Annotated in this window: 17 protein-coding genes; 13 read left to right on the top strand and 4 right to left on the bottom strand. The window is 70.4% G+C overall.

Annotated features, from left to right (window positions below; translation table 11 throughout):
* Window positions 1-14: 14 nt before the first annotated feature.
* Together ACFY3L_RS22630 and ACFY3L_RS22625 are read left to right on the top strand one after the other, a co-directional pair.
* Entirely contained in the window at window positions 15-3,542 is a 3,528-nt protein-coding gene (locus ACFY3L_RS22630; RefSeq protein ID WP_389327178.1) for a LamG-like jellyroll fold domain-containing protein, read from the top strand.
* 49 nt (window positions 3,543-3,591) lie between these two features.
* Entirely contained in the window at window positions 3,592-4,089 is a 498-nt protein-coding gene (locus ACFY3L_RS22625) for a hypothetical protein (protein WP_389327175.1), read from the top strand.
* 116 nt (window positions 4,090-4,205) lie between these two features.
* Here ACFY3L_RS22625 and ACFY3L_RS22620 read toward each other — a convergent pair whose 3' ends face one another.
* Window positions 4,206-6,347: a transglycosylase domain-containing protein gene (locus ACFY3L_RS22620; RefSeq protein ID WP_389327173.1), complete on the bottom strand. Its 2,142-nt coding sequence runs from the start codon at window positions 6,345-6,347 to the stop codon at window positions 4,206-4,208.
* Between the two features lie 279 nt (window positions 6,348-6,626).
* Here ACFY3L_RS22620 and ACFY3L_RS22615 point away from each other — a divergent pair, with 279 nt between their 5' ends.
* From ACFY3L_RS22615 to ACFY3L_RS22580, 8 genes are all read left to right on the top strand, one after another.
* Window positions 6,627-7,124 (top strand): RICIN domain-containing protein, encoded by a 498-nt coding sequence (locus ACFY3L_RS22615; protein ID WP_389327170.1) that lies wholly within the window; start codon window positions 6,627-6,629, stop codon window positions 7,122-7,124.
* Between the two features lie 1,591 nt (window positions 7,125-8,715).
* On the top strand, window positions 8,716-9,423 hold the full coding sequence (locus ACFY3L_RS22610; protein ID WP_389327167.1) for a neutral zinc metallopeptidase: 708 nt from the start codon (window positions 8,716-8,718) through the stop codon (window positions 9,421-9,423).
* A gap of 260 nt (window positions 9,424-9,683) precedes the next feature.
* Window positions 9,684-10,121: a hypothetical protein gene (locus ACFY3L_RS22605; protein ID WP_389327164.1), complete on the top strand. Its 438-nt coding sequence runs from the start codon at window positions 9,684-9,686 to the stop codon at window positions 10,119-10,121.
* A gap of 153 nt (window positions 10,122-10,274) precedes the next feature.
* Complete coding sequence (locus tag ACFY3L_RS22600) at window positions 10,275-10,463, top strand: hypothetical protein (protein WP_389327162.1); 189 nt, start codon at window positions 10,275-10,277, stop codon at window positions 10,461-10,463.
* Window positions 10,460-11,908 carry a dynamin family protein gene (locus ACFY3L_RS22595; protein ID WP_389327158.1) on the top strand — a complete coding sequence of 483 codons (1,449 nt, stop codon included), beginning with the start codon at window positions 10,460-10,462 and terminating at the stop codon, window positions 11,906-11,908. Before ACFY3L_RS22600 ends, ACFY3L_RS22595 begins: the two co-directional genes overlap by 4 nt.
* Window positions 11,905-12,276, top strand: coding sequence for a nucleotide exchange factor GrpE (grpE, locus tag ACFY3L_RS22590; RefSeq protein WP_389327155.1), 372 nt, complete (start codon window positions 11,905-11,907; stop codon window positions 12,274-12,276). Before ACFY3L_RS22595 ends, grpE begins: the two co-directional genes overlap by 4 nt.
* Window positions 12,266-14,071: a dynamin family protein gene (locus ACFY3L_RS22585; protein WP_389327152.1), complete on the top strand. Its 1,806-nt coding sequence runs from the start codon at window positions 12,266-12,268 to the stop codon at window positions 14,069-14,071. Before grpE ends, ACFY3L_RS22585 begins: the two co-directional genes overlap by 11 nt.
* Window positions 14,068-16,317: a PQQ-binding-like beta-propeller repeat protein gene (locus ACFY3L_RS22580; protein WP_389327149.1), complete on the top strand. Its 2,250-nt coding sequence runs from the start codon at window positions 14,068-14,070 to the stop codon at window positions 16,315-16,317. The genes ACFY3L_RS22585 and ACFY3L_RS22580 overlap by 4 nt, the downstream gene beginning before the upstream one ends.
* Before the next feature lie 3 nt (window positions 16,318-16,320).
* Here the strand turns inward: ACFY3L_RS22580 and ACFY3L_RS22575 are convergent, their stop codons facing one another.
* Complete coding sequence (locus tag ACFY3L_RS22575) at window positions 16,321-17,118, bottom strand: hypothetical protein (protein WP_389327146.1); 798 nt, start codon at window positions 17,116-17,118, stop codon at window positions 16,321-16,323.
* A gap of 231 nt (window positions 17,119-17,349) precedes the next feature.
* Window positions 17,350-18,051 carry a Crp/Fnr family transcriptional regulator gene (locus ACFY3L_RS22570; RefSeq protein ID WP_389327143.1) on the bottom strand — a complete coding sequence of 234 codons (702 nt, stop codon included), beginning with the start codon at window positions 18,049-18,051 and terminating at the stop codon, window positions 17,350-17,352.
* A 148-nt stretch (window positions 18,052-18,199) separates the two neighbouring features.
* Between ACFY3L_RS22570 and ACFY3L_RS22565 the strand changes: the two genes are divergently transcribed.
* Both ACFY3L_RS22565 and ACFY3L_RS22560 read left to right on the top strand, forming a co-directional pair.
* A complete protein-coding gene (locus ACFY3L_RS22565) occupies window positions 18,200-18,385 on the top strand; it encodes a hypothetical protein (protein WP_389327141.1) in 186 nt (61 codons plus the stop codon).
* 62 nt (window positions 18,386-18,447) lie between these two features.
* Window positions 18,448-18,996 (top strand): RNA polymerase sigma factor, encoded by a 549-nt coding sequence (locus ACFY3L_RS22560; RefSeq protein WP_389327138.1) that lies wholly within the window; start codon window positions 18,448-18,450, stop codon window positions 18,994-18,996.
* A gap of 350 nt (window positions 18,997-19,346) precedes the next feature.
* Here ACFY3L_RS22560 and ACFY3L_RS22555 read toward each other — a convergent pair whose 3' ends face one another.
* Window positions 19,347-19,721 (bottom strand): hypothetical protein, encoded by a 375-nt coding sequence (locus ACFY3L_RS22555; protein WP_389327135.1) that lies wholly within the window; start codon window positions 19,719-19,721, stop codon window positions 19,347-19,349.
* Window positions 19,722-20,445: 724 nt separating this feature from the next.
* Between ACFY3L_RS22555 and ACFY3L_RS22550 the strand changes: the two genes are divergently transcribed.
* On the top strand, window positions 20,446-23,769 hold the full coding sequence (locus ACFY3L_RS22550) for a beta-N-acetylglucosaminidase domain-containing protein (RefSeq protein WP_389327132.1): 3,324 nt from the start codon (window positions 20,446-20,448) through the stop codon (window positions 23,767-23,769).
* Window positions 23,770-23,786: the final 17 nt, after the last annotated feature.

Here is a 23,786-nt window from a genome sequence, read left to right as displayed (position 1 = left end):
CGCCGGTGCCGTGCGTGGCCGAGCGGCCGGACGAGTGGTCCGCCGGCGTGGCGGCGAAGGCGTGCGGCGGCAGGGTGGAGGTGGCGGCGGGGCGCAGCGAGTACACGCAGGTGTTCGCGAACCCGGACGGCACGACGACGTTCACGTCCAGCGCGGTCCCGGCGCGGGTGCGTCGCGCGGACAAGACCTGGACGCCGGTGGACACCAACCTGCTGGTGCGCGCGGACGGTTCGCTCGTGCCGCGTGCGTCGGTCACCGACGTGGTGTTCTCCGCGGGTGGCAAGGGACCGTTCGTGACGTACCGCACCGGCGGGTCGACGCTGTCGCTGGCGCTGCCGGTCGTGCTGCCGAAGCCGGTAGTCGACGGGTCGTCGGCCGTCTACCGCGACGTGCTGCCCGACGTCGACCTGCGGGCCACGGCCACCGCCGCCGGGTTCACCCACGTCCTCGTCGTGAAGACGGCGACCGCGGCGGCGAACCCGGACCTGGCGAACATCCGGTACGACGTCACCGGCGACACCCTGGCCCGGACCGGTGCCGACGGGCGCGTCGGGTTCCGGAACCCGGCGGGCCGCACCGTCGCCGTCGCGTCCGAGGCGTCCATGTGGGACTCCACGGTGAACCCGGGCGCGGGCGGCGAGATCAAGGTCGACCCCGCGAGCCTGTCGGCGCTGCGGCAGGCGCCGACGCCGGCGCTGCTGTCCACCGAGCACGGGCCCGGTGTGACGGCCCGTACCGCGCCGATCGCTGTCGCCGCGGCCGCGGACGGGCGCGGGATGCTGCTGCGCCCCGACACCGCCCTGCTGCGCAGCCCGACCGCGGTGTTCCCGCTGTTCATCGACCCGCAGATCGGGCCGGTGACCACGCGGTGGGCGTACTCGCGGTCTCAGGACTCCAACTACGGCCCGTACGACAAGGCAAGGGTCGGCTACAACCCGCCGGAGTACGACGGTGACGGCAAGCTGTACCGCGGCTACTTCGAGTTCCCGACCACGTACAACGGCCAGACGTACAAGGGCAAGCATGTCACCGGGGTGTCGTTCTCCATCGAACTGTGGCACTCGTACTCGTGCAACGACACCGTGACGAACCTGTTCCGCAGCGGCGGCATCACCGTCGGCAACGCGGGCCGCATGAACTGGGCCACGCGGCCGCTCGGCGCGAGCGCGGTCCACCTGGCCTCGGCGACCGGCCACGCGAACAAGGCCGGCGGCTGCGGCGCCAACCAGCCCGACATGCTCATGACCTTCGCCGGCGAGGCCATGCGCGTCGACGTGCAGAACGCCGCCAACGCCAACTGGGAGACCTACACGATGGGGTTGTGCGCCTGTGACAGCAACGGCGCGAACGAGTCCGCCGGCAGCCGGTGGAAGAAGTTCTACGTCGACCACCGCACGACGATGAGCGTCACCTACAACACGGTGCCGGGTGCGCCCGCGAACCTGTCCCCGCATCTGGGGCAGGTCGCCTGCGGTGGTGTCGTCGGCACCACCAGCCCCACCCTGCAGGCGCAGCTCGTCGACGCCGACACCGGCGACACCCTCACCTCCGCCTTCGAATGGCAGCAACTGCCGTCCGGGACCGTGAACAGCGCCTACGGGCCGACCAAACCCGCCAACAACAACGCCGGCCTGCCCGTCACCCTCGGCAGCGGCGCCGAGGGCAAGCAGTACCAGTTCCGGGCCCGGACCAACGACGGCACCGACTACTCGCCCTGGTCACCGTGGTGCACGTTCACCGTCAACACCACCGCACCGCCCGCACCCGTCGTCACCCCGACAGCGTCCGGCACCGCACCGGTGTACACCGGCTGCGACCCCGGCAACATCAACGCCTGCACCCCCAAGGGCGGACCCGGCATCAGCGGCGGGTTCACCTTCAGCGAACCGCCCGGCCCCGACGGCCTCGACGTCGTCAAGTACGTCTACGGCTGGGACACGCCGTCCACCACCGTCACCGTCACCGCCGGCGCCGCCACCCCGACCATCATGCTCACCCCACCCCGGTACGGCATCAACAAACTCACCGTCCACAGCGTCGACGCGGGCGGCCTGTCCAGCCCCACCACCGTCCACAACATCCTCGTCGCCGCCCCCTCCGCACCCGTCGCGCACTGGCCGCTGGACAGCATCGACAACCACGGCCTCACCGACACCGTCACCGGCGCATCCCTGACCACGACCGGCGTCACCTGGACACCCGACGCGCGATACATCGGCGCCAACGCGGCGACGTTCAACGGTACGGGCCAGGCCAGCCAGACGGTGCCCGGCGTGAGCACCGCCGGGTCGTTCAGCATCGCCGTGTGGTCCCGGGCGACGCCGTCGCTGTGCGCGACCGGCACCGAGTACGGCGTCATGTCGATGGACGGCCCCTCGGGCAGACCCAGCACCTTCAAGCTCACCTTCGACTGCGTCAAGCTGCGGTGGGAGTTCGACATCGTGGCCGACCCGGCCGCGAGCTCGCCGACGTTCACCAGCGTGTCGACGGCCGACGGCACAGCGGTGCCGGGTCGATGGACGCTGGTCGTCGTCTCGTACGACAAGGCGCAGAACAAGGTCAAAACCTGGGTGGACGGCGCGTTGGTCGACACCACCACCCCGTCGAGCGGGTGGGTGACGCTGCACGACGCGGCAGCCGGCGGCACCGGTCCCGTCGTCCTCGGCCGCTACCGCTCCTCTACCGGCGGCGACGCCGGGCGGTTCAGCGGGCAGATCGCGGACGCCCGGATCTGGAACCGGTCACTGGTTGCCGACGACGTCACCGGTACCAACGCCAACCCCGCCACGGGCGTCCCGGCCAGACACGGCCTGACCAGGCCCCTCGAGGTCGGCACGTGGCTGTTCCCCGACGGGGAGTGCTACTGCGGCGACACCCCGGACGGCTCGGTGTTCGGCCGCAAGGCGACCCTGGTGCCGAACTGGACCCTCGACCCGTCCTGGAGCGGTGACCCGGCCACCACCCCGGCCTGGCTGACCAACGACTCCCACGACGGCAACGGCGGTGTCCAGCTCGACGGCGTCTCCGGCTACGTCTCCACCCGCGACGACAAGGGCACCCTGAGCACCGCCGACGACATCGAACGACCGGTTCTGCGCACCGACCAGTCCAGCACCGTCACGGCCTGGGTCAAGCTCGACGCGTTCAAGAGCACCGACCAGCAGGTCGTCAGCCAGAACAACTTCCACCTGTACAACCGCGGCACCGACCACAAGTGGAGCCTCAACGTCCGCAAATCCGACGGCTCCGGCGGCTGGATCAGCATCGAGTCGGTCTCCGACGTCGTCGCCGTCCCCGGCGAATGGGTCCACCTCGCGGGCGTGTTCAACCTCGCCACCGGCGACGTGCAGCTCTATGTCAACGGTGTGCGGCAGGCGTCCACCGGCCACGGCGCCACCGGCATCACCCCGTCGACGAGCCTCATGATCGGCTTCCGCTCCGCCACCAACCCATCGATGTTCGGCGGCGCGATCGACGACGTCCACCTGTACCAAGGCATCCTCAACGACCGCGAGATCGCCAACATCTCCAGCGGTAGCTGACGCTCCACCCGTCCACCTAGGATCTCCTGCTGTGCACGTTCGGAGGAACATGCGAACTCTTGCGTCGGTCGCGTTCGTCTCGCTCGTCGCGCTGACGGCATGCGGCAAGCCCGTGCAGCCGCCGCCCGTGCCGGTGCCGACAACGGATCAGACACCCGCGTCGTACGAGAAACTGGTCGGCGAGTGGCACTCGACGATGACCGACTCCCTGCACCTGGAGGGCAGCATGCTGGAGCAGCCGATGCCCCCCGGTGAATGGGACTTCCGCTTCCGAGCGCGGTGCTCCGGCACCGGCACACTGTCGTACAGCGTGCGCGGGAAGGCCTTCCACCAGTGGGGCAAAGTGCCGCAATGCACCGGCAAGTGGCTGCTCGACAGCACCTTCTTCCCGCCCTCCCGCCACGACGACAACCCCCACGAAGGCGGCCCCTACACCGTGATCTTCGACGCGGAGGCCACCGTCACCTCCTGGGACGTGGAGGCCTACGCGACGCGGCTCGGCAACCGCCCGTCGCGGACGCCGTCGCCGTCGCCGTCGTCGACGTGACCCGCGGCCGGGTTCGGCACCGTCGCCGGATCGTCGCCGTCGCCGCGGTGGCCGGCTCGGTTCGGCGCCGTTCGGGGAGCCGTTGTGCTCCCGCGCTGCTCCTCAGCGAGACGTGGTTAGCCGCCGAACGCCTTGGCATGGCTCGGCGCGGTGAAGTTCACCGCGGGCACGCCGGCGAGGGCGCCCTTGAGCGTGTATGCGACCGCGTTGTTGATGACCGGGTGCGACATCGTCTTGTTGGTCTGGGGGTTGTCGGGATCGGTGACGATGCCGGCGACCGCGAGCTGTTTGGCCATCACGACGAACGTCGCGCTCTTCTCGCTGTCGGTGGTGCCGGTCTTGCCGGCGACGGGCCGGCCGACCTGGCCGTGGACGCCGGCGGCCGTACCACCGGCGGGGCAGGCGTTGAACGCGGACTGGTCGCCGACCGGGCAGCGGGCCATGTCCACGGCGGCGCGGGCCACGTCCGGGTCGACGGCCTGCTTGCACTGCGGGCTCCCGGCGTCGATCTGGTTGCCGTTGAAGTCCCGGATCTCGACGATCGGGGTCGGGGTGCAGTACTTGCCGTCAGCGGCCAGGGTGGCATAGGCGTTGGCGAGGTCCAGTGGGCTCGTGTCCGACACGCCCAGGGTGAAGGCGCCCCACTGGTGGGCGTCGGCGGCCAGCTTGGCGTCGTTCGGGGACCGGAACTGGATGCCTAGCCGCTGCGCCACGTCGACCACCTTCTCGGCGCCGACCTTTTGCTGCAGCGGCACGAAGTACGTGTTCAGCGACATGCCGAAGCTCTGCCACATGTTGAAGTCGCCGGCCTGGTCACCCGAGTTCTTCGGGCAGTAGTGCGCACCGTTGCAGGCGGTCGGGCTGGCGGGGTCGACCGGATAGTCGGACACGAACTGTTTCTGAACGTTCTCGGTGTGTGACAGCGGCAGGCCCGCCTCCAGTGCGGCGACCGCGGAGAAGATCTTGAACGACGATCCGGCCTGGTAGCCGGGGATCTCCGGGCCGCCGGTGATGAGCGGGACCGTTGTGTTGGGATAGTTGCCTTTCTGTCCCTTCTTCGCTGGGTTGGTGCTGGGCCCGTTGTGGGTCTGGTCGTTGCTGAAGCTGCGGTTCGTCGCGAGGGCCTGCACCCGCCCGGTACCCGGCTCGACCGCGGCGATCATGACCGCCTCGGAGTCGCCGATCTTGACGGAGTCGCCGGCGCCCGGCTGCTCCTGGGCGTACTTGAACGCGGCAGCCTGGGCCTGCACGCTCATCGAGCTGACGATCGTGTAACCGCCGGAGCGCAGTTTGTTCTGCCGCTCGTACGCGTCGGCGCCGAACGCCGGCTGCTCGAGCCACCACCGGCGCAGGTAGTCGCACATGAAGCCGGCGCCGAGGTCGGGGCGCCGGACGGCCTCGCAGCCCTCGGGGGTCCGTTTGCCGACGATCGTGAGCTCGGTGGCCGCCGCCTCGTCTGCCTGCTGCCTGGTGATGTAGCCCATCATCACCATCTGGCCCAGCACGTACTTCTGCCGGTCCAGCGCGCGTGGCAGGCCCTCGGCCGTGGCCGGGTCGTTGGTCGTCGGGGCCTTCACCAGGCCGGCGATCAGCGCGGCCTCCGGCAGCGTGAGGTCCTTCGGGTCCTTGTCGAAGTAGACGTGCGACGCGGCGAAGATGCCGTACGCGCCGTGGCCGTAGGACGAGATGTTCAGGTACCGTTCCAGGATCTGCTCTTTGGAGAGTTTCTTCTCCAGCGCGACCGCGAGCTTCATCTCGCGCACTTTGCGGGCCGGCGTCTTGTCGGTGGCCTCCACGATCTCCTGCGGCACGCGCGCAGTGTAGGCGGAGACCTGCCGCACGTACTGCATCGTCAGCGTCGAGGCGCCCTGCTGGTCGCCGCCGTTCTGGTTGTTCACGAACGCGCGGGCCACACCCTTGGCGTCCACCCCGTGGTGCTGGTAGAACCGCGTGTCCTCGGCGGCCACGATGGCCTGCGCCATGACCGGCGCCACATCGGTGATCGGCACGTCCCGCCGGTTCTCGTCGTACATCATCGCCAGCAGCGTCTTGCCGTCGCTGGCGTAGACATACGAGATCTGCGGCGCCGGCAGCACGTCGAACGTGGCCGGCAGACTCTCGAAGTGGTCGGCGCCGGCCTTGGCGGCCAGGCCTGACACGGCCAGCGCCGGGAACGTCGCAGCGGCCACCACCATGCCGGCGAGCAGTCCACACAGCAGCAGAGACGAAACGGCGGACAGCACACTACGGCTAGGCAAACGCATACAGATACCCCAGGGTTTCGCCGGCTTCGCAGTCCCAATCGCTTCAAGCCCTACCCAACCTGACGCTGTGCGACACGTGACACTTTGCACATGAAGCGCAATGACCATCCATTGTGGACCCGCATCGGTTGCCGCAGGCGTGTCAGCGCGGCTGGGGGATGGCGTCGCCGCCGGGTTCCCAGCCAGCCGCATGGTCGAGTCGGCCGGGACATTTCAGTGGTGTTTCAGCGGCCCACGTCAGGCTGACCGCACCTACTACGAGAGGAACTGCACATGCGTCAACATCGACTCGCCACGCTGTTGCTCGCTGCGGCAGCAGCGATCATCGCAAGTCTGGCGGTCACGCCCGCGGCCCACGCCGAAAGCCCCATCGTCAAGCTCGTGAGCAAGGCGAACGGCAAGTGCCTCCAGCCCGCCGGCAACGCCGCACTGGACCTGATCATTCAGATGCCCTGCACCGGCGTCGTCGCTCAACAGTGGACGCAGGAATCGGTCAACTCCACGAGCTTCCGCCTGCGCAACAGAGCCAGCGGCCTCTGCATGGAAGTCAGGGAGGGGGCCTTCAACGGAGCAACTGTCGACCAGTGGCTCTGCACCAACATCACCAACGTGAGGTGGGGCTACGGCATCAGCAACGACTTGCTGGGATCGGGAATCTCCGGCTCCTCGAGCCACTGCGTCGCGACACCGGGATCGCAGGACGGCCTGCCGGTGGGGTTGCGGTTCTGCGACGGCAACAGCACGCAGCGCTGGAGCCACCTTCCCGGATGAGATTGTGAGTAACGGCGCAGGGCGACCTCCGCACCGGGCCGACAGCGCCCCCGCCCGCGATCCACGGGCGGGGGCGCCACGCCCGAACATCGCCGGACAATGCCAGGCAGATTTTCGAAGCGTGCAAGGGTCTACGCTTTCCGGGGTTCGGGTCCCCGCACCACCGCTCTTTGAGAGCCCATAAACGCCGATCGGTGTGGGCAACGGGTACACCCTTCAGCAACAGTGTTCGGACGCGAGCAGCCCGGTCAGCGTGACCCTCTCCGGATAGGTGGCCAGCTCGATGCGGTTTGCGCCGCGACCCGCAGCCACTTCCGATGCGGCAATCTCGTTCGCTGGGGGAGTGGCGGGCGCGAAATGGCTGGCGGGCGCAAGGTCGGCTCAACGTAACGGACCCTCTGCGGCCATGCACACGTCTCCGGGGCCAACTGGCCGACCTCCGTCAAGAGCTGTCCGTCAGTAGGAGGTCAACCGACGACCCCGGGAGCGGCGTTGTGATCGAGAAGGACATCTCCAGTCGGATACATGAGGCACTGGCCGGACGCGCGAACCAGCGATCGTTCGTCGACGACCTCACATGTAGCACGCCCTTCTACGTGTCCTGCCCTGTTGGACGCCCGCCGGTCCATCGCTGCGCCCGACGTTGTCAGCAGCCAGCACCGACGACAAGCCATCGGCCGCGGCGCCGGCGAACCGGAAACGTCGTCGACAGGACGCCTACCGGACATTCGCGGGCTGGCACACAGCGCGGCCGGGCAACGTCGAAGTCGGTTGAAAGTGCCGACATGCTAGGAGCTGAAGGGACTGGCAATGGACATCGTCTGGAAGGCCGCGTTGATTGGCGGAGCCTGCGGAGTGGTGGGATGGATCATCGCAAAGGTGCGAGGCAAGTAGTCCGACACTGCTCGTCCCACCGGGCCCCAACGCCGTTCAAATAGCGGCTTGCCGGGTTTGTCAAGGGTGTGCTGGTGCGGTTGGGCAACGGGGCTCGTTGATGGTCTGGGTCCGACCAAGGATCTCCGGACCGTGAGGAGCCTCGTTGTCGGATCGGTGCGTCATCACGCGGGAGTGTGTGGTCGCGTCGGGTGTGTTCGCGCCGGATCAAACGCTCCAACAGCAAGTGCCATGCCCGCGGCCCCAACATCGACCGACACGGCTACAAAGCCACCACCGGCATCGACATCATCACCGTCGACCCTTGACGACCAACCCAACCGCCTGACTGAACGGCGTTCGAGCTAGTCCCGTATTGACAAGCGAGACAATGGAGACGAACGTGCGCACCAGATCCCCTTGGCGCAGCTTTGTTGCCGCTATCATCCTCGGCGCCTCGTTGCTGCTCACCGCGTGTGGTGGCAGCTCGAGCGAAAGCTCGCCCAGCAGCACCCATGCCGCAGCTAGCGGTGAGCCGACCAGCGGCAGCACCTACAGCCCGCCGCCGACCACGTCCCCCGAGCCGGTATATTCGCCGGAACCTACTGAGTCGCCGAGCCCCAGGCCTGAACCGACTCGGACCCAGACTCAGGGGGGTATCCAGAGCTACGGCGATGGGATCGAGAGCTACGCCGAGCTGACTTCGCCGGAACCAGGCATGAGCCAGCTCGACACCGCCGCTCAGTACCTCGCCGCGGTCATGGACAGTGCGGACAACATGTGGACCGCATGGTTCAAGCAGGTTGGCCTGCAGGAGCCGATGATCTTCTACCGCATCGTCCGGCCGGGCTCCACGTACATCAGCAAGTGCGCCGACGCTTACGGACGTTCGACGGTCGTCAACACCGACTCCCCGAACGCGTTCTTCTGCCCTGCGGACGTGGTCAGCAAGAACGGGAGGACGTACAACGGCACGATCGTCCTGCCACTGAACACGTTCCTGAAGATGTGGGACGGCAACATCTTCGACAAGCAGTCGAAGAGGCCGGGCGACTTCGCTGCCGCGACGATCGTCGCGCACGAGTTCGGCCACCACATCGCCAACGCGCTCCAGATGCAGGGGGCGTTCCGAATCCCCACCACTCCCCCCAACGCGGAACTGGAGGCCGACTGCTTCAGCGGTGTGTGGGCACGGACCGTCTACAAGGAAGGTCTGCTCGAGCCTGGCGACGTCGAAGAAGCCATCAATGCTCTCTCGGTCATCGGCGACCTCAATGTGAACGCTCCCGACCACCACGGCACTTCCAAACAGCGTGTCAGTGCCTGGCAGATCGGGTACTACGGCTCCAAAGCCAACCCCGTGCCGGCAGCGCCGGGGAACTGCATGGTCGCGTTCGGCGGAAACGTGCCCGTCTACACCAGGTAGACAGCACCACGTTCGGCCCGGCCGGGTGATGACCGCGTCAACCGCAGTCGCACCCGGCCGATGGCTGTGAACTGGGGACTTCGGGTGGATCAGGCAGCTCGGTGATACTCGTTGATGACGCCGCCCAGGACGCGGCGTTGCCGGATCGTAGGGACCAGGTCCGGCACACGGCCGCAGCTGATCGCGTCCAATTCGATGAGACCCTTGTGCCCGGTGCGGCCGCGGGCGACCATCCAAAGTTGACACTCGTGAGGGACGCCGTGAACATCTTCGACTGGCTGGGTGATCTCGTGGACGACATCGTCCACCCCGGGCACAGCGCCCACGTGACCGATCCGCATGTGCACGGGCATCCCGGGACCGGGTCGAGCTGGCCTGCGTCAGGTGCCGGTTGGCATGGTGGCTTCACCGATCCCGGTCGGTTCGACCACCTCGCCGGGGCCGGTCCGCAGATGAACGCGTTCACTGGGGCGATCAACAATGTGCTCGCCGACGCCCAGCACGTCGTCGACCATCCGGAAACGGCCCACCCGGCCAGCCCCGAGCAGCTCAAGTACCTCGACGCGCGGATACAGGGCCAGGAGCTCGCCGACGGGATCCGCGCCTCCGTCAGTCGCAACGAGTCGGACCTGCGCTGGGGCAACGAATTGCACGAACTGAAAATCAACGTCAATCGGGCATTGGACGGCACCGAATAGCCGTCCGAATCTGCCCGAAGGGTCAACGGCTGCCGATCATGCGCTGATGTCGCATAGCAATCTTCAAATTTAGCCTTTCACAGACACAGATCGCCCGCGGCGCGCGTCTTATCACGTGCAACCGTGACAGGGCGGGACGGCCGGGAGGCGGCAGTGGCTGCGTGGGAAATGGCGATCGACTTCGGCACGTCGAACACCACCGTGGCGATGCGGACGGCGACCGGCGCGCCGGAGGTCGTCGAGATCAGCAACTCCCGCTACCTGCCGTCCGTCGTGTACCTGGAGCAGGATGGTGCGCTGACCGGCGACGGCCGGGTCCACATGATCGAGACGTCCCGATGACGCAGCTGCGGGAGCGGCTGCACGACGTATGCGCGGTCGCCGAGGCGGCGCTGCGGCCCGGCCCCGCCCGTGAGGCCCTGGCCGCGGCCAAGGTGCGGCTCAGCGAAGGCGGGCTGCGCGTCGCGGTCGGCGGCCGGCTCAACGCCGGCAAGTCCACGCTCGTGAACTCGCTGCTCGGCCAGGGCCTGGCGATGACCGACGCCACCGAGTGCACGCGGATCGTGACGTGGTTCGTCTACGGCGACCAGAACCGGGTGACGGTCACCCCGAAACAGGGCGAGCCGTACGCCATCGCGACGGCGCCGGGCGGTGGCGTGCCGGCTCAGCTCGGCACGGCGCCGGAGGACGTCGCGCGCCTCACCGTCGCGACGTCCAACCGGCGGCTGCGGGAGCAGTACACCGTCGTGGACACCCCCGGCCTCGACGCGCTGTCGGGGCTGGACGAGTACTCCATGCTCGCCCTGGCCGACGCCGATGCCCTGCTGTACGTGATGCCGCATCCCGGGGAGCGCGACGCCGAGGCCCTCGCCGCGTTCCGTGGCGGCGCCGGCGGCGCGGGCATGTGCGCGGTCAACGCCATCGGCGTGCTCAGCCGCATCGACCAGCTGGGCGACGGCGAAGGCGACCCGTGGCCGGTGGCCCGGCGCATCGCCGCGCGGTACCACCAGCGCCTCACCACCCAGGTCGCCGAGGTGATCCCGATCGTCGGGCTGCTGGCCCAGACGGCGCTGGGCGAGACGTTCACCGAGGACGACACCCAGCTGCTGCGCCGGCTCGTCCCGCTGAGCGAAGCGGACCGTGACGAGCTGCTGTTCTCACCGGACGACTTCCGGGCCGGCGACGTGACCGACCTGCCGCCCGCGGCCCGCGAACGACTGCTCGGGCTCCTCGGGGTCTACGGCATCCGGCAGGCGTTGGCGGCGCTCGACGGCGGCGTCACCGGAACCGTCCGCCTCCTCGCCGAACTGCGCCGGCTGTCGGGCATCGACGCGCTCACGGCGGCAATCGACCGGCACTTCGCCGGCAGCGCCGACTGGTTGCGGGTCGACCGCGTGCTGTCCAACCTCGAGCCGTTGACGTGGACCGGCCGCGACGCCGACGAGCGGGACGTCCTCGCCGGCCTGCGCGAGGAGCTGGCGCAGGTGCGTCGCGACCCGCGACTGCGGCGGGCGGCCCTCGCCACGGTGCTGACCGCCGCCGGTGAGGGCGCCCTCGCCGAAGCGGGCGAGGAACTGCTCGCCCTGGTGACCGGCGAGGACCCGGCCGCGCGGCTGGGACAGCCGCCCGACACTGACCCGGCACAGCTGCGCGCCGCCGCCGACCGGCAGATCGAGCGGTGGCGGGCGCTGGAGGGCAGCCCGTCGCGGAGCCTGGCCCGCCACGCCCGCACGGTGCGCGAGGCGTACGAGTCGCTGTACTTCGAGCTCGAAGGGGAGCAGGGATGACCGCCAACGCCCCGGCGTGGCTGCGCCGGATGCGCCGGGGGCGCGGGGAGACGCCCTCGAATCCCGAGCGCGACCTCCTCGTCGCCGCGATGATCGACATCGGCGACCGCCTCCGCGACCGCGATCCCGCGCTCTGGAAGCGGCTCAACCGTCACCTCGGCGAGGTGGGCGTCGAATGCGTCATCGTCGACGGCCAGCCGTACGACGAGCGCCTGCACGACGCGGTCGGCCGGGAGCCGACCGCCGACGCGGACCTGCAGAAGACGGTGGCCAGCACCGAGCGCGCCGGGTACGTCGACCGCGGCCGGGTGCTGCGGTCGCCGGAGGTCATGGTCTACCGGACCGAGGGGGCCGGCGATGACGCGTGAGCACGAGATCGTCGACCTCGCCGACGGCATCGCCACGGTCGCCGAGCGGCTCGGCAGCGCCGGCGACGCGGCCTCGTTGCGCGACGAGCTGGTCCGGGTCCGGACCGGGGCGACGGTGGTCGTCGTCGGCGAGAAGAAGCGCGGCAAGAGCTCGCTGATCAACGCCCTCGTCGGCCGGGCCGGCCTGCTGCCGGTGGAGGCCGACGTCGCCACCACCGTCCACCTCGTGGTGCGCCACGCGGCCGAGCCGAACGCGATCGCCTTCACCGAGGAACACCCGGACGGCATTCCGATCGGCCTCGACGACCTGCCCGCATATGCCTCGCTGGACCCCGTCACCGGCCGGGTGCGCCGCGGCGGCGTGCGCAGTGTCGAGGTGGGCGTGCCGAGCGACCTGCTCGCGTCGGGGCTGATGCTGATCGACACGCCGGGCGTCGGCGGCCTGGTCGCCGGCCACGCCGCGATCACCATGGCGACCCTGCACGCCGCCGACGCGCTCATGTTCGTCGTCAACGGCAGCGGCGAGCTGACCGCGTCCGAGTGCCGCTTCCTGCAGCGGGCCACCGAACGCATCGCGACGGTGATCTTCGTGCTGACCCAGACCGACAAGTACCCGAGCTGGCGCGACACGCTCGCCGCCAACCGCGAGCTGCTGGCGCGGCACGCACCTCGCTACGCGGACGCGCCCTGGTTCGCGGCGAGCGCGCGCAAGGCCGGCGCCGGGGGGCGCCACCTGGCCGACAGCGGCGTGCCGGAGCTCGCCGACGCGTTGCAGGCGCGGGTCGCCGGCCGGGCCGACGAGCTGCGCTCGGACAACCTGCTGCAGTCGGCCTACATCGTGGCCCGCCGCCTGGTCGACCAGTACGAAGTGCGGCTGCGCGCCCTGGCAGGTGACGAGGAGCTGGTGCGATCGACCGAGCGCCAGCGGGCCGGCCTGCTGGAGCTGCAGGCCGCCGACGCTGCCTGGCGCCGGCAGCTGGCCGATCACTTCAAGAAGCTCGACGGGCAGCTGCGCCTGACCTACCAGCGGCTCGCGGCCGATCTGCGCGACGCCGCCGACTACCGGGTCCTGCACGCCGACCCGTACGAGCTGGCCACGCTCGCCGACGACCTCGACGCCGGCATGCGCGGCATCTGGATGCAGCTGGAGAGCACGATCGAGCAGAACCTCGCCGAGCTGGCCGGCCAGCTGGCGTGGGCCTTCGACGAGCAGGGCGTGGACGCGCTGTCGCGCACCATCGCCTACCCCGAGCGGCTGCGCGACCTCCCGCCGCTGGTGATCGGCGACAACACCGGTGCGCCCCTCACCCCGATACACATGGTGGAGCGGTACGGGCCGGGGATGAGCATCGCGTTCGCCCTCGGCCACATCGTGCTGAGCTCGGTGAACCCGCTGCTGCTGCTCGGCCTCGGCGGGTTCATCGGGCACAGCATCCACAAGCAACGTGCGGCCCGGGAACACGCCGCACAGGCTCGTGTCGAGGCACAGCGGTTCGTCCAGAGCGTCTTCCGTGAGCTCGGCACCGAGGTGCCGGTGGCGGTCAGCCAGGCGCTGGAGGAGCGCATCACGCTGTTCGACGGGGCGTTGAGCGCGAAGCTGGCCGCGCGCCGAGGTGAACTGGAGCAGACCCTGGCCGAGAGCGCCGCGGCGCGCAACATCTCCGCGGCCGAGCTCGCCCAGGCCCGAACCGAGGCGGAGCAGCGGCTGGCGCTCGTGCGGCCGCTGCTCGAGCGGTGCTTGCGGCTGCTGTCGTACCCGGCCGCCCCGCATGCCCTGACGTCTGGAGTGCAATGACCAACTGGGAACTCGCCATCGACTTCGGCACGAGCAACACCACGGCCGCGGTGCGCACGCCCGACGGCCGGATCGAGGTCGTCGAGGTCGACAACTCGCGGTATGTGCCGTCGGTGGTGTACCTCGAACACGACGGAACGATGCTGGCCGGGCAGCGCGCCAGCGCACGCGCCGCGCAGTTCCCCGAGCGGGCAGAGCGGCTGCCGAAGCGGGCCCTGGCCTCCTCGACGCACATCCGCATCGGCGGCCGCACGGTCGGCACCGCCGAGGTGGTCGCCGTCGTCCTGGCCAAGATGGTCGCGGAGGCGCGCCGGCGATTCCAGGACCAGCCCCCGGCACGGGTCGTCCTGACCCACCCGGCCGCGTGGGGGCCGGTGGCGCAGGGCCGCCTGGCGGAGGCGGCCCGGATCGCGGGCCTGGCGAAGCCGGAGTTCGTCGCCGAGCCGGTCGCGGCCGCGACCTACTACGCCGACGGCAAGGTGACGCCGGGCGCCCTGATCGGCGTGTACGACCTGGGCGGCGGAACGTTCGACACGGCGGTGCTGCGCCGCACGCCCACCGGTTTCGAGCTCGTCGGCCCGCCGGGAGGCGACGCGAACCTGGGCGGCGAGGACGTCGACGAGGCCCTCATGGAGGTGGTCGGCGCACACGCCGAGGCCGTCGACGGGCCCGCATGGCTGAGCATCACCACCGCCGCGGGGCCGAGCGCGCAGCGGGATCGTTCCGCCCTGCGGGGCGACGTCGTCTCCGCGAAGCACACCCTGTCGGAGAAGCCCACCGCGTACGTCTACGTCCCGGGGCTTCCCGACGAGGTCCACCTCACCCGGCGGGAGCTGGAGCAGGCTATCGCACCGCTGCTGCAGCGCACGGTGCGGGAGTTGCAGCAGACCGTCGCCCGCGCCGGCACCCGCCTCGCCGATCTCACCGCCGTCTACCTCACCGGCGGCGCCAGCCGGATGCCGTGCGTGTCCGAGCAGGTGGCGGCCGCGCTCGGCGGCCGGCTGCCCACCGTGCAGGGCGACCCGAAGGCGGTCGTGGCGATCGGCGCGCTCATCCGGATCGCACCGGTGGCCGCCCCGCCGCAACCACAGCCGCGACCCGTCGCCGTCGCCCAGGACGACCGGCAGCGCCAGGCACCCAAGCGCCTCTGGACGGTCCCGCTGGATATCAAGGCCGGCCTCGCCGACGTGACGCCGGTGATCGGCGACGGTGTCGCCATCGTCTCGCACGGGCCGGGCACGGCCGCGATCGGCCTTGCCGACGGTGCGGTGCGCTGGACCAGCCAGGTCTACTCCGAGCGGCCGGCCGCGATAGCGTCCGGGCGGGTTCTCCTGCGCCTCGACGGCCGGGTCGTGGCGCTGGACGCGACCACCGGCGCCCAGGTGTGGCAGCACCGCCTCGCCGAGGAAGCCGGTGAGCACGCGAATCCGACGGCCACGATCGAGATCGCGGGGGCGAGCGCGTTCGTGCCGTTCAGCACCGGCGTCAGCGCGATCAGCATCGGGCAGGGGCGCGGCCTGTGGCACACCGAGCTGTCCACCGCCGCCGTCTGCGTCTGCGACGGGCTCGCCTACGCGACGAGCAGCACCAACGGCGGGATGCTGGAGGCCATCGAGGCGGCCAGCGGGAACATCCGGTGGCGCTGGGAGGGCGGCGGGGGCGAGCTCTCCGCGCCCACGGCCCGCGCCGGCGTCGTCTACGTCGGCGGTGCCGACGGGATCGTGCGCGGCGTCGTGGCGCACCAGGGCATGTTCGGGATGAAGGGCCGCGAGATCTGGCGGGCGCAGATCGGCGCGCCGCTGGTGGCGGCTCCGGTGTGCGCCAACGGGCTCGTCTACGTGGGCAGCCGCGACGGCAGCGTCATTGCGCTGGAGCCCGGCAGCGGGCGGGTGCGCTGGTCGTGCGGCACCGGCGACCAGGTCAACGCCACCCCGCTGGTCGCCGACGGCCTCGTGTTCGTGAGCACCGGCACGTGGATGGGCGTCGGCGACAACACCGAAGCGCCGGGCGGGTTCCTGGGCTTCCTGAGCACGCTGATCGATGTCGGGTCGTCGTTGGCGTCCCCCGGGAAGCTGTGCGCGATCGACGCGAACAACGGCCGGGAGAAGTGGAGCATCGACCTGCGCTACGGCACGCACCACTCCCGGCCGGCGTACGCCGACGGCCGCCTGTTCTTCGCCGGACGGGACGGGCACCTCATGGCGATCGACGCGAAGACCGGCGAGCACGTGGCCGTCGCCGACTGACGGTTACGCACCCCAGGCGTCGTGGTGCGGGTGGTGGTCCTGCCAGTGCGGTGCGGGCGCGCGGTCGCCGGCGACGCTGTCCCGGTCGTCGCCCCACTCCTCGCCGATGGCCCATCCGGCGGCGCCCGCGAGCCAGGGTCGTGCGGCGCCGTGGAGCCACCCGTCGACACCCGGTCCGGGCAGGCCCATGGCGAGATCGCCGGCCGGGACGCTGCCTGGGCCACGCCGGTCGGGCAGGCAGATCCACGCCGACGTCGACAGCTCCTTCTCCGCGACGTCTACCTCGCGGAACAGCTCCGGCGCGAGGTCGCCGTAGGGTGACAGCACCGCGTCGCGGTACAGCTCGGCCGAGAGCGCGACGACGAGGTCCCGGTCGGGGCGCTCCGCCAGGGCCTGCTTCAGCGGCCTCGCGTCAACGATCCGGCAGGCCTCGACGACGCAGACGCCGACGTAGCCGGTCGCCGCGATCTGCACCACGCCGTGGGACAGCGCCGCCCGCAGCCTGAGTCGGTCAGTGAGCGCCGCCACCCGGTTCGCTTCCGCGAGACCGGCCAGCAACCCTTGGATCAGCGCCGGAACGGTCCGCACCGGATCGGCGCCGGCCGGCAGCAGCAGCAACTGGCCGTCACCGCGGTCCTGGCGCTCGCAGTGCCCGGGCGCGATCCGTGCCCGGGCCAGGGAGGCGACGATCGCGGCCGCGACGCGGCGCTGCGCCTCGACCTGCCGCGCCGACGGCCGGGTGCTGTAGGACACGATGTCGACGACGAAACACAGTCGATTCTCGGGCAGCGGCATCGGCATCGCTGGTGTCTCCCGTCGTCCCGCCAGCAGTGGCCTGCTGGCGGGATGATAGCAGCGGACAGGCGTCACTTCCCCCGCAGCTTCTGCACCACGAAGAAGACCACCGCGACGGCGAGACCGACGATTCCACCCTTGATGGCGATGTCCATGGTTCCCAGCTCCTCAGCATCGGTACGTCTATTGCCAGCGCCGAGTTGGACGCACCCGCCCCGGTGATTTGTGCCCGGCCCGTCAGCGCCCCTCCGGGTTTTCGCCGCGGGCCAGCCGGGCCAGCCTGACCGGGTCGCGGACGATGATCTGGCGATAGCCGGTGTCGACGACGCCAGTGGCGCGCAGCCCGGCCAGGGACCGGTAGATGCTGGCGGGAGCCACCCCAGCCAGCGCCGCCAGCTCGCGCTGGCTCAGCGGCATGCCGATCGCGCCCTCGCGGCCGGGCAGGGCGTGCGCCTCGTAGAGCGGCAGCAGGATGCGCGCCAGGCGGACCGCGGCGGAGCCGCCCGTGAGGTCGATGCGCAGCCGGGTGGCCTGTTGCAGCTTGCCGGTGATGCTGGCCATGAACTCCCGGGCGGCGGCCGGACGGCGCTGCAGGAACGCGTCGAACGTCGGCCGGTCGACGCAGCGCACGACGCAACGGGTGGCCGCCAGGACAGTCGCAGAACGGACGTCGTTGCGCACGCCCGCCAGCTCCCCGACGAGGTCTCCGGGCACCCGGATCGCCAGCAGCGTGGTGTGCCCGTCAACGGTGTTGCCAAGAACCTTCACGCAGCCCTGCAGGAGCACGTACAGGTCGGTGCCGCGCTCACCCTCGCGCACGAAGGCGGAGCCGACGGTGAACGTCCGCGGCGATCCGAGGGTCAGCAACTCGTCGCGGTCAGCGCGTTGCAGCGCCGCGAGGAAGGTTCCCTGCGCCCAGGAGAGCTGTGGCTGCGTCACGGATCCACCGTCCAGATCGAGGTTCCCGTGACTGTAGCCACGCGGGCAGCCCTCAGCACCGGCGCAACGGACGAGTTGACCGGGCCGCCGGGTCACACCTGTTGTGCCGGTCGGGCACGCGCCGCCGGGACCGCACGTCAGACTCGACATGCGGCAACCACCTCCCGCCCAGCGCGTGGTCCGGCCCGCGGACGCGTGGCTCCTCGACTTCCTCGGCGACGTCGCGAACCTCGACCACGCCACCCTGGCCCGCCTGGCGGAGGCGCTCCGGTCGCGCGCCGCGCCCCGAAAATCCGCCCCGGACGTCAAATCTGCCCCGGACGTCGTCGTCTGACGATGTCCCGCCGTCGGCGCTGCCTGACTCTGATGCCACCTTCAAGGTCAGGCGGAACAGACATGATGGCGACAACGGTCGACGACGAGACCGATCCGGAACTGCTGCGCCGGTGCGCCGAGGGCGACGAGCAGGCGTTCCGGACGCTGACCAGACGCTACAACCTGGAGCTGCGGTCCTACTGCCGCAGGTTCAGCCGGGACCCGCACGATGCGCAGGACCTGCTGCAGGAGGTCCTCATCAAGGCGTGGCGGCACTGCGCGAGTTTCGACGGACGGTCATCGGTGCGCACGTGGCTCTACCGCATCGTGGTGAACACCTCGATCGACAACCACCGCCGCAGCCTGCGGCGCCCAGTGCCGGTGGCGGATCCGGCGTGCGAGATGCCGTCGCCGTCACCGGAGTCGGAGGTGATCGACCGAGAGGAGCTGCGGGCGGCGCTCCGGCAGGTTCCCGAGCACTACCGCACCGTGGTGATCCTCTCGGACGGCCTGGGCTGGCCGTACAACGAGATTGCCGCCCTGTGCGGGATTCCCGAGGCCACCGTCCGCAGCCGCCTCTCGCGCGGCCGTAGAACGCTGCGGACCCTGCTGTCCGCCCGGCCGGACTGATCTCCGGGTCTCAGCTTCGGTGAGGGTGTCCACCCGTGTATGACGTCGTGATGCAGTCTGGTTGTGGTAGAGCGGGAGTACCTGTGCTTGTGGTGACCTGGGAGAACGTGCTTGAGCACGTCGCTGGGGCCTCCGACGACCGGCCGTCTTTGGTGGCTGTGGCGCCGTAGGGGTTGCCGTGCCGGACGTCGTTGACGTCCCAGCCGAGGTCGCGGTAGTGCGCCATCAGCCGGTCCTGGGCGGCGTCCTCGACCTTGCGGCGGCGGGCTGGGTCCATCTGCCGGCGCTGCCGTGACGCACCGCGGTGGGGGAGCGGTGCCGGCTGGCCGAGGTGCTGGGCCCACAGTGTTTCAAGCTTCGTCGCGGTGCCCGGCGGCACGGCCCATCCATTGGCCTGCGGTGCCCAACCGCCGCCCTCCGTCGTCGCCGGCGCGATCGTCGTCCCATTGCTCGTCCGGGAAGATCCGGCTGGCGGCGGTGCCGCTGCCGACGATGCCGCGTGGTTCGACGCCTTGGCGGAGGAAGAAGACGCGGTCGCCCGGCTCGATGCCGGTCTTGCGGTTGCCGGTGGACCATCGGTGGGCCATGTAGCAGATCGCGGCCAGCACCGCCCGGTCGTCCACCCGCCGCCGCCCGCCACCCTGCGGCCGTTGCGGCGCGGGCAGGATCGACGGGGCTGCGATCTTCCACAGAGCATCAGGAGACCAGCGCTCCACATAGGACACGCCGCAGGACGGTGCTCTGATGCCGCAGTGCGGCGAATGCGTTCATGACAGTCACATGAGCCAGGCGCGGCAACACGAGAAGGATCCTGTCGCGTTCCACCACGGCGTTCACCACCGGATCGCAGCACGGTGCTCGGCCGAGTCCACAGCCGGCTGCGATGCCTCAGCCGCCGCGTACCCGGAGCGCGTCGACGTCCCCACAAGACCTTGGGCCGAGCGGAGGACGATCCGGTCCTTCCGGCCTCAAGCTCGGCGTCGAGAAGACGCACCAGCAGGCGCGGCGGCCGGTTCACGCCGGCCCGCAGCGCCTCCACCCGGACCTGCACGACGGTTGATGGCCGGCCGCCTGCAGCCGCGGTTCTGGGCGGCGGGGTTGACGTGGCCAGGCGTGGCGTGGATTCTAATTACCGGCATAGACCAGTTCGGCTCAACTGATCTCGGTTGGAGGATCCGAGGAGGCGGCGCAGAGCTCAGGTGTCGTTCGGCGTCGCGACTGTCACGTCGACTGTGGGTCTACCTGGGTGATGCCTGCGACCACGCGACGAGTCCGGCTGCGCCGGCCCGGCTCGGCCAGTCGCCGGAAGACTGCTCACGGCGGCGTGAACACCGATCCCGACAGTCGGACCTCGGGTGGGCCAGCGTTTGCGGCCTCCCGCACGGTGTCCGCCACGCCGGCGTGCATATCGGTACATGCGCTGACGCAAATTGAAAGAGTGGAGGTTCGATGCTGTTGTCGCGTACGTCTCGTGGCTGTCGCCGCGCCGGATTATTCGCCGGATTGATCGCGCTTGCCGTTGGTCTGGTGAACCCTCCTCCTGCTCGGGGCGAGGCCCAGGCCAATGATCCGTTGGGTGTGGCGCGCATTCTTCCGGTGCCGCAGCATGTGGAGCCTCGTCCGGGAACCGTCGTACTGCCCGGCGACGTCGATGTCGTCGCGGGCGCGGCCGTGGATTCGGCGGCCGAGGAATCGCTCGTGAAGCTGCTTGGGGCGCACGGTGTCACGGCCAAGGTCGTGCGAACCGTGGACACTGCTACGTCGCGCCTGTTGATCGTCCTCGGTGGACCGGGCGAGACGTCGGCGAGCACTACGGTACTGGGTGCACTCGGAGTCGAGGGGCCGACGGGGCTGCCCGGGGAAGGGTACGTGCTGGCGGCCGGGCGCGATCGGCACGGGCGGCCGCGGATCGTCCTCGCCGGCGTGGACGGAGCCGGCACCTTCTACGCCGTTCAGTCGCTGCGTCAGTTGCTCGTGGCGAAAGGCCCCCGGGTGGCCCTCGACGGTGTGGCCGTGCGGGACTGGCCAGGATACCGGGTTCGCGGCGGCATGGAGTCGTTCTACGGACCGGTGTGGTCGCAGGAGGACCGGCGCTCGCAGATCGAGTTCCTGGCCCGGCACAAGATGAACCAGTTCTTCTACGGACCGGCTGACGACCTGCGTACCGGCTCGAACTGGGACTCCCTGTACGACGAGGCGGAACTGGGCCGGCTGCGGGAGATCGTGGACCTGGCGAAGGCGCGCCATGTCGACTTCGTGTACCGGATCTCGCCGGAGGCGCCCATGGCGCCCAACCGGGGGATCTGCCACGTGCGCGAAGCCGACCGGGCCAAGCTGCTGGCACGCCTGGCACAGTTGTGGGAGATCGGCGTCCGCAGCTACGTCATCGCCTGGGACGACGTGTCCGGCAACTTCGCGTGCCAGGAGGACCGGGACGCTTACCAGGGCGATCCGTCGCCGCTCGCCATCGCGCAGGCCGAAGTCACCAACCTGGTCCAGCGCGAGTTCATCGAGAAGCGTCCCGGCGTCAGCCGCCTGGTCGCCGTGCCGACCGAGTACTGGGGCATGACCCGTACCCCGTACAAGAACCGGTTCGACGAGTTGCTGAGCACCGACGTCGACCTCTACTGGACCGGGCCGGAGGTGGTCTCGGCGAGCATCACCAGGGACGACCTGCGGGCGGCGAAGGACGCCTGGCCGCGGCACCGGATCATGCTCTGGGACAACTACCCGGTCAACGACTACAGCTCCAACCGGTTGCTGCTGGGCCCGCTGGTGCACCGCGACGCCGGCATGGCCGGCGACGTCGTCGGCATCTCGTTCAACGAACTCGTCCAGCACCAGGAGGCTTCGCACATCCCCCTCGGCACGCAGGCCGACTACGCCTGGAACCCCGCGGGCTACGACGCGGAGCGGTCATGGACGCGCACGCTCCAGATCGTCGGCGGCGACGCGTACCAGCAGCTACGGCTGTTCGCGGAGAACAACCGGGCCAGCATCCTGGACAACACCGCGCGGCCGGAGCTCGCCGCGCTCATCAGCCGGCTCATCGCCGACTACTCCGCCGGCCGGCCGGTGAACGCCCAGCTCCAGCAGCTCGACGCCGAGATGCGCCGCCTGGCGGAACTTCCCGCCGCACTCCGGGCGCGGCTGGACAACCCCGCGCTGCTCAAGCAGATCGAGCCCTGGCTGGACCGCGTCGGCGTGACCGGTCAGGCGGGTCGGGCGGCCGTGGAACTCCTCCGGGCGCAGGACCGGGGGGACGGCGAAGCCGCCTGGCGGGCCCGGCGGGAGCAGGCGCGCGCCCGCGGCATCCTCGACCGGACGTGGCACCAGATCAGCCCCGGTCCGGTCGACGATCTCCTCAGTTTCGCGGCCGCCCAGAGTGACGGCTACATCGGTGACCGCTGGTACGGCGACGTCGGGGCGCCCACGGGCCTACCGGCTGCCGCCCAGGGGTCCTCGCTGGGCAACCTGACCGACCGGCGGGACGACACGGCCTATGTCGCGGCCGCCAAGCCGCAGGACGGCGATGCGATCACGGTTCCGATCACCAAGCCGCGCCGGCTGTCGGCGGTGACCGTGGTGCAGGAGGCCACCGCTCCCGCCAGCGGTGTGATCCAGGCCCTGGTCGGCGGCGGCTGGGTGGATCTCGGGCCGCTCGCCGGCGGCTTCACCAAGGTGCCGGCGGCGAACCTGCCGGCCAGCGCGGTGCGGATCCGGTGGGCGCCGGGCAGCGCGCCCCCGCACGTCTACGAGATCGTCCCGCACTACTCCGACGTGTTCAGCGGTACCGTCTCGGTCGATCCGCCCGGGGCGCTCATCGCGCCGGGGAAGACGAAGCGGTTCCAGGTCACCTTCGAGGTGTTCGCGGATCACCAGATCAGTGGCCGGGTGACCGCGGCCGCCCCGGCCGGCTGGACCGTCGGCCCGGCGACACAGGTGTTCCGTGCCAAGCCGGATGGCCGCACGATCGTCGCGAGCGTGCCGGTCGACGTGACCGTCCCGACCGGTGCCGGGACGGGCCGCCATCAGGTCACGGTGTCCTTCGCCGAGGACGGCCAGCCACCGGTGACCGTGTCGCTGCCGATCCTGGTCGGGGAGCAGAACTACCCGAACCTCGTGGCCGGGGCCGACCCGGCCGGCTACTGGCGGCTCGGCGACGCGGCCGGTTCCAGCACCGCGGCGGACAGCTCCGCCGGCGGGCGGAACGGGTCCTACCTGGCCGGCGCCAAGCCGGGCGCCGTGGGCGCGATCGCCGGTGACGGGGCGGCGGACCTTTCCGCCGGCTACATCGAGGCGCCGCGGAGCCCGCGGACCAATCTCCAGGGCGCTTTCACCCTGGAGGCGTGGGTGAAGCTCGACACGCTCGCCCCGTCGCCGGGGCAGGCGGTCATCGAGAGTTACACCGGGCCGGCGATCAACGGGTACGCGCTGCGGGTGACCGACGGCGTCCTGCAGGCGTGGTCGCTGGGTGCCGCCGGAAAGGGATACGGCCTGGTGACGGGTCGTACCAAGCTGACGGCGAACACGTGGCACCACGTCGCCGCCGTCTTCGACGGGTCACGGCTGACCGTGTACCTCGACGGCGTGGCGGACAACAGCGCCGCGACGTCGGTGTCACCCGGCAGCGGCACGGCGAGCGTCAAGCTCGGCGGCCGCGGCGACGACGCGGGCCAGCGGCTGCACGGTGACCTCGACGAGGCGGCGATCTACGACCGTGCCCTGACCGCGGCCGAAGTCGAGGCGCACTACCTCACCGGTCTTCGCTGACCCGTCCTCCGGATGCG

The sequence above is a fragment of the Dactylosporangium sp. NPDC000521 genome (assembly GCF_042898305.1).
In the GTDB taxonomy this organism is placed as follows: domain Bacteria; phylum Actinomycetota; class Actinomycetes; order Mycobacteriales; family Micromonosporaceae; genus Dactylosporangium.
This window is presented reverse-complemented; position numbering and strand designations above follow the sequence as displayed.

Coding starts and splice junctions, on each gene's coding strand:
- ACFY3L_RS22625 (WP_389327175.1), top strand. CDS start 3,592: ATGCGAACTCTTGCGTCGGTCGCGTTCGTCTCGCTCGTCGCGCTGACG.
- ACFY3L_RS22615 (WP_389327170.1), top strand. CDS start 6,627: ATGCGTCAACATCGACTCGCCACGCTGTTGCTCGCTGCGGCAGCAGCG.
- ACFY3L_RS22610 (WP_389327167.1), top strand. CDS start 8,716: ATGAGCCAGCTCGACACCGCCGCTCAGTACCTCGCCGCGGTCATGGAC.
- ACFY3L_RS22595 (WP_389327158.1), top strand. CDS start 10,460: ATGACGCAGCTGCGGGAGCGGCTGCACGACGTATGCGCGGTCGCCGAG.
- grpE (WP_389327155.1), top strand. CDS start 11,905: ATGACCGCCAACGCCCCGGCGTGGCTGCGCCGGATGCGCCGGGGGCGC.
- ACFY3L_RS22585 (WP_389327152.1), top strand. CDS start 12,266: ATGACGCGTGAGCACGAGATCGTCGACCTCGCCGACGGCATCGCCACG.
- ACFY3L_RS22580 (WP_389327149.1), top strand. CDS start 14,068: ATGACCAACTGGGAACTCGCCATCGACTTCGGCACGAGCAACACCACG.
- ACFY3L_RS22575 (WP_389327146.1), bottom strand. CDS start 17,118: ATGCCGATGCCGCTGCCCGAGAATCGACTGTGTTTCGTCGTCGACATC.
- ACFY3L_RS22565 (WP_389327141.1), top strand. CDS start 18,200: ATGCGGCAACCACCTCCCGCCCAGCGCGTGGTCCGGCCCGCGGACGCG.
- ACFY3L_RS22560 (WP_389327138.1), top strand. CDS start 18,448: ATGATGGCGACAACGGTCGACGACGAGACCGATCCGGAACTGCTGCGC.
- ACFY3L_RS22550 (WP_389327132.1), top strand. CDS start 20,446: ATGCTGTTGTCGCGTACGTCTCGTGGCTGTCGCCGCGCCGGATTATTC.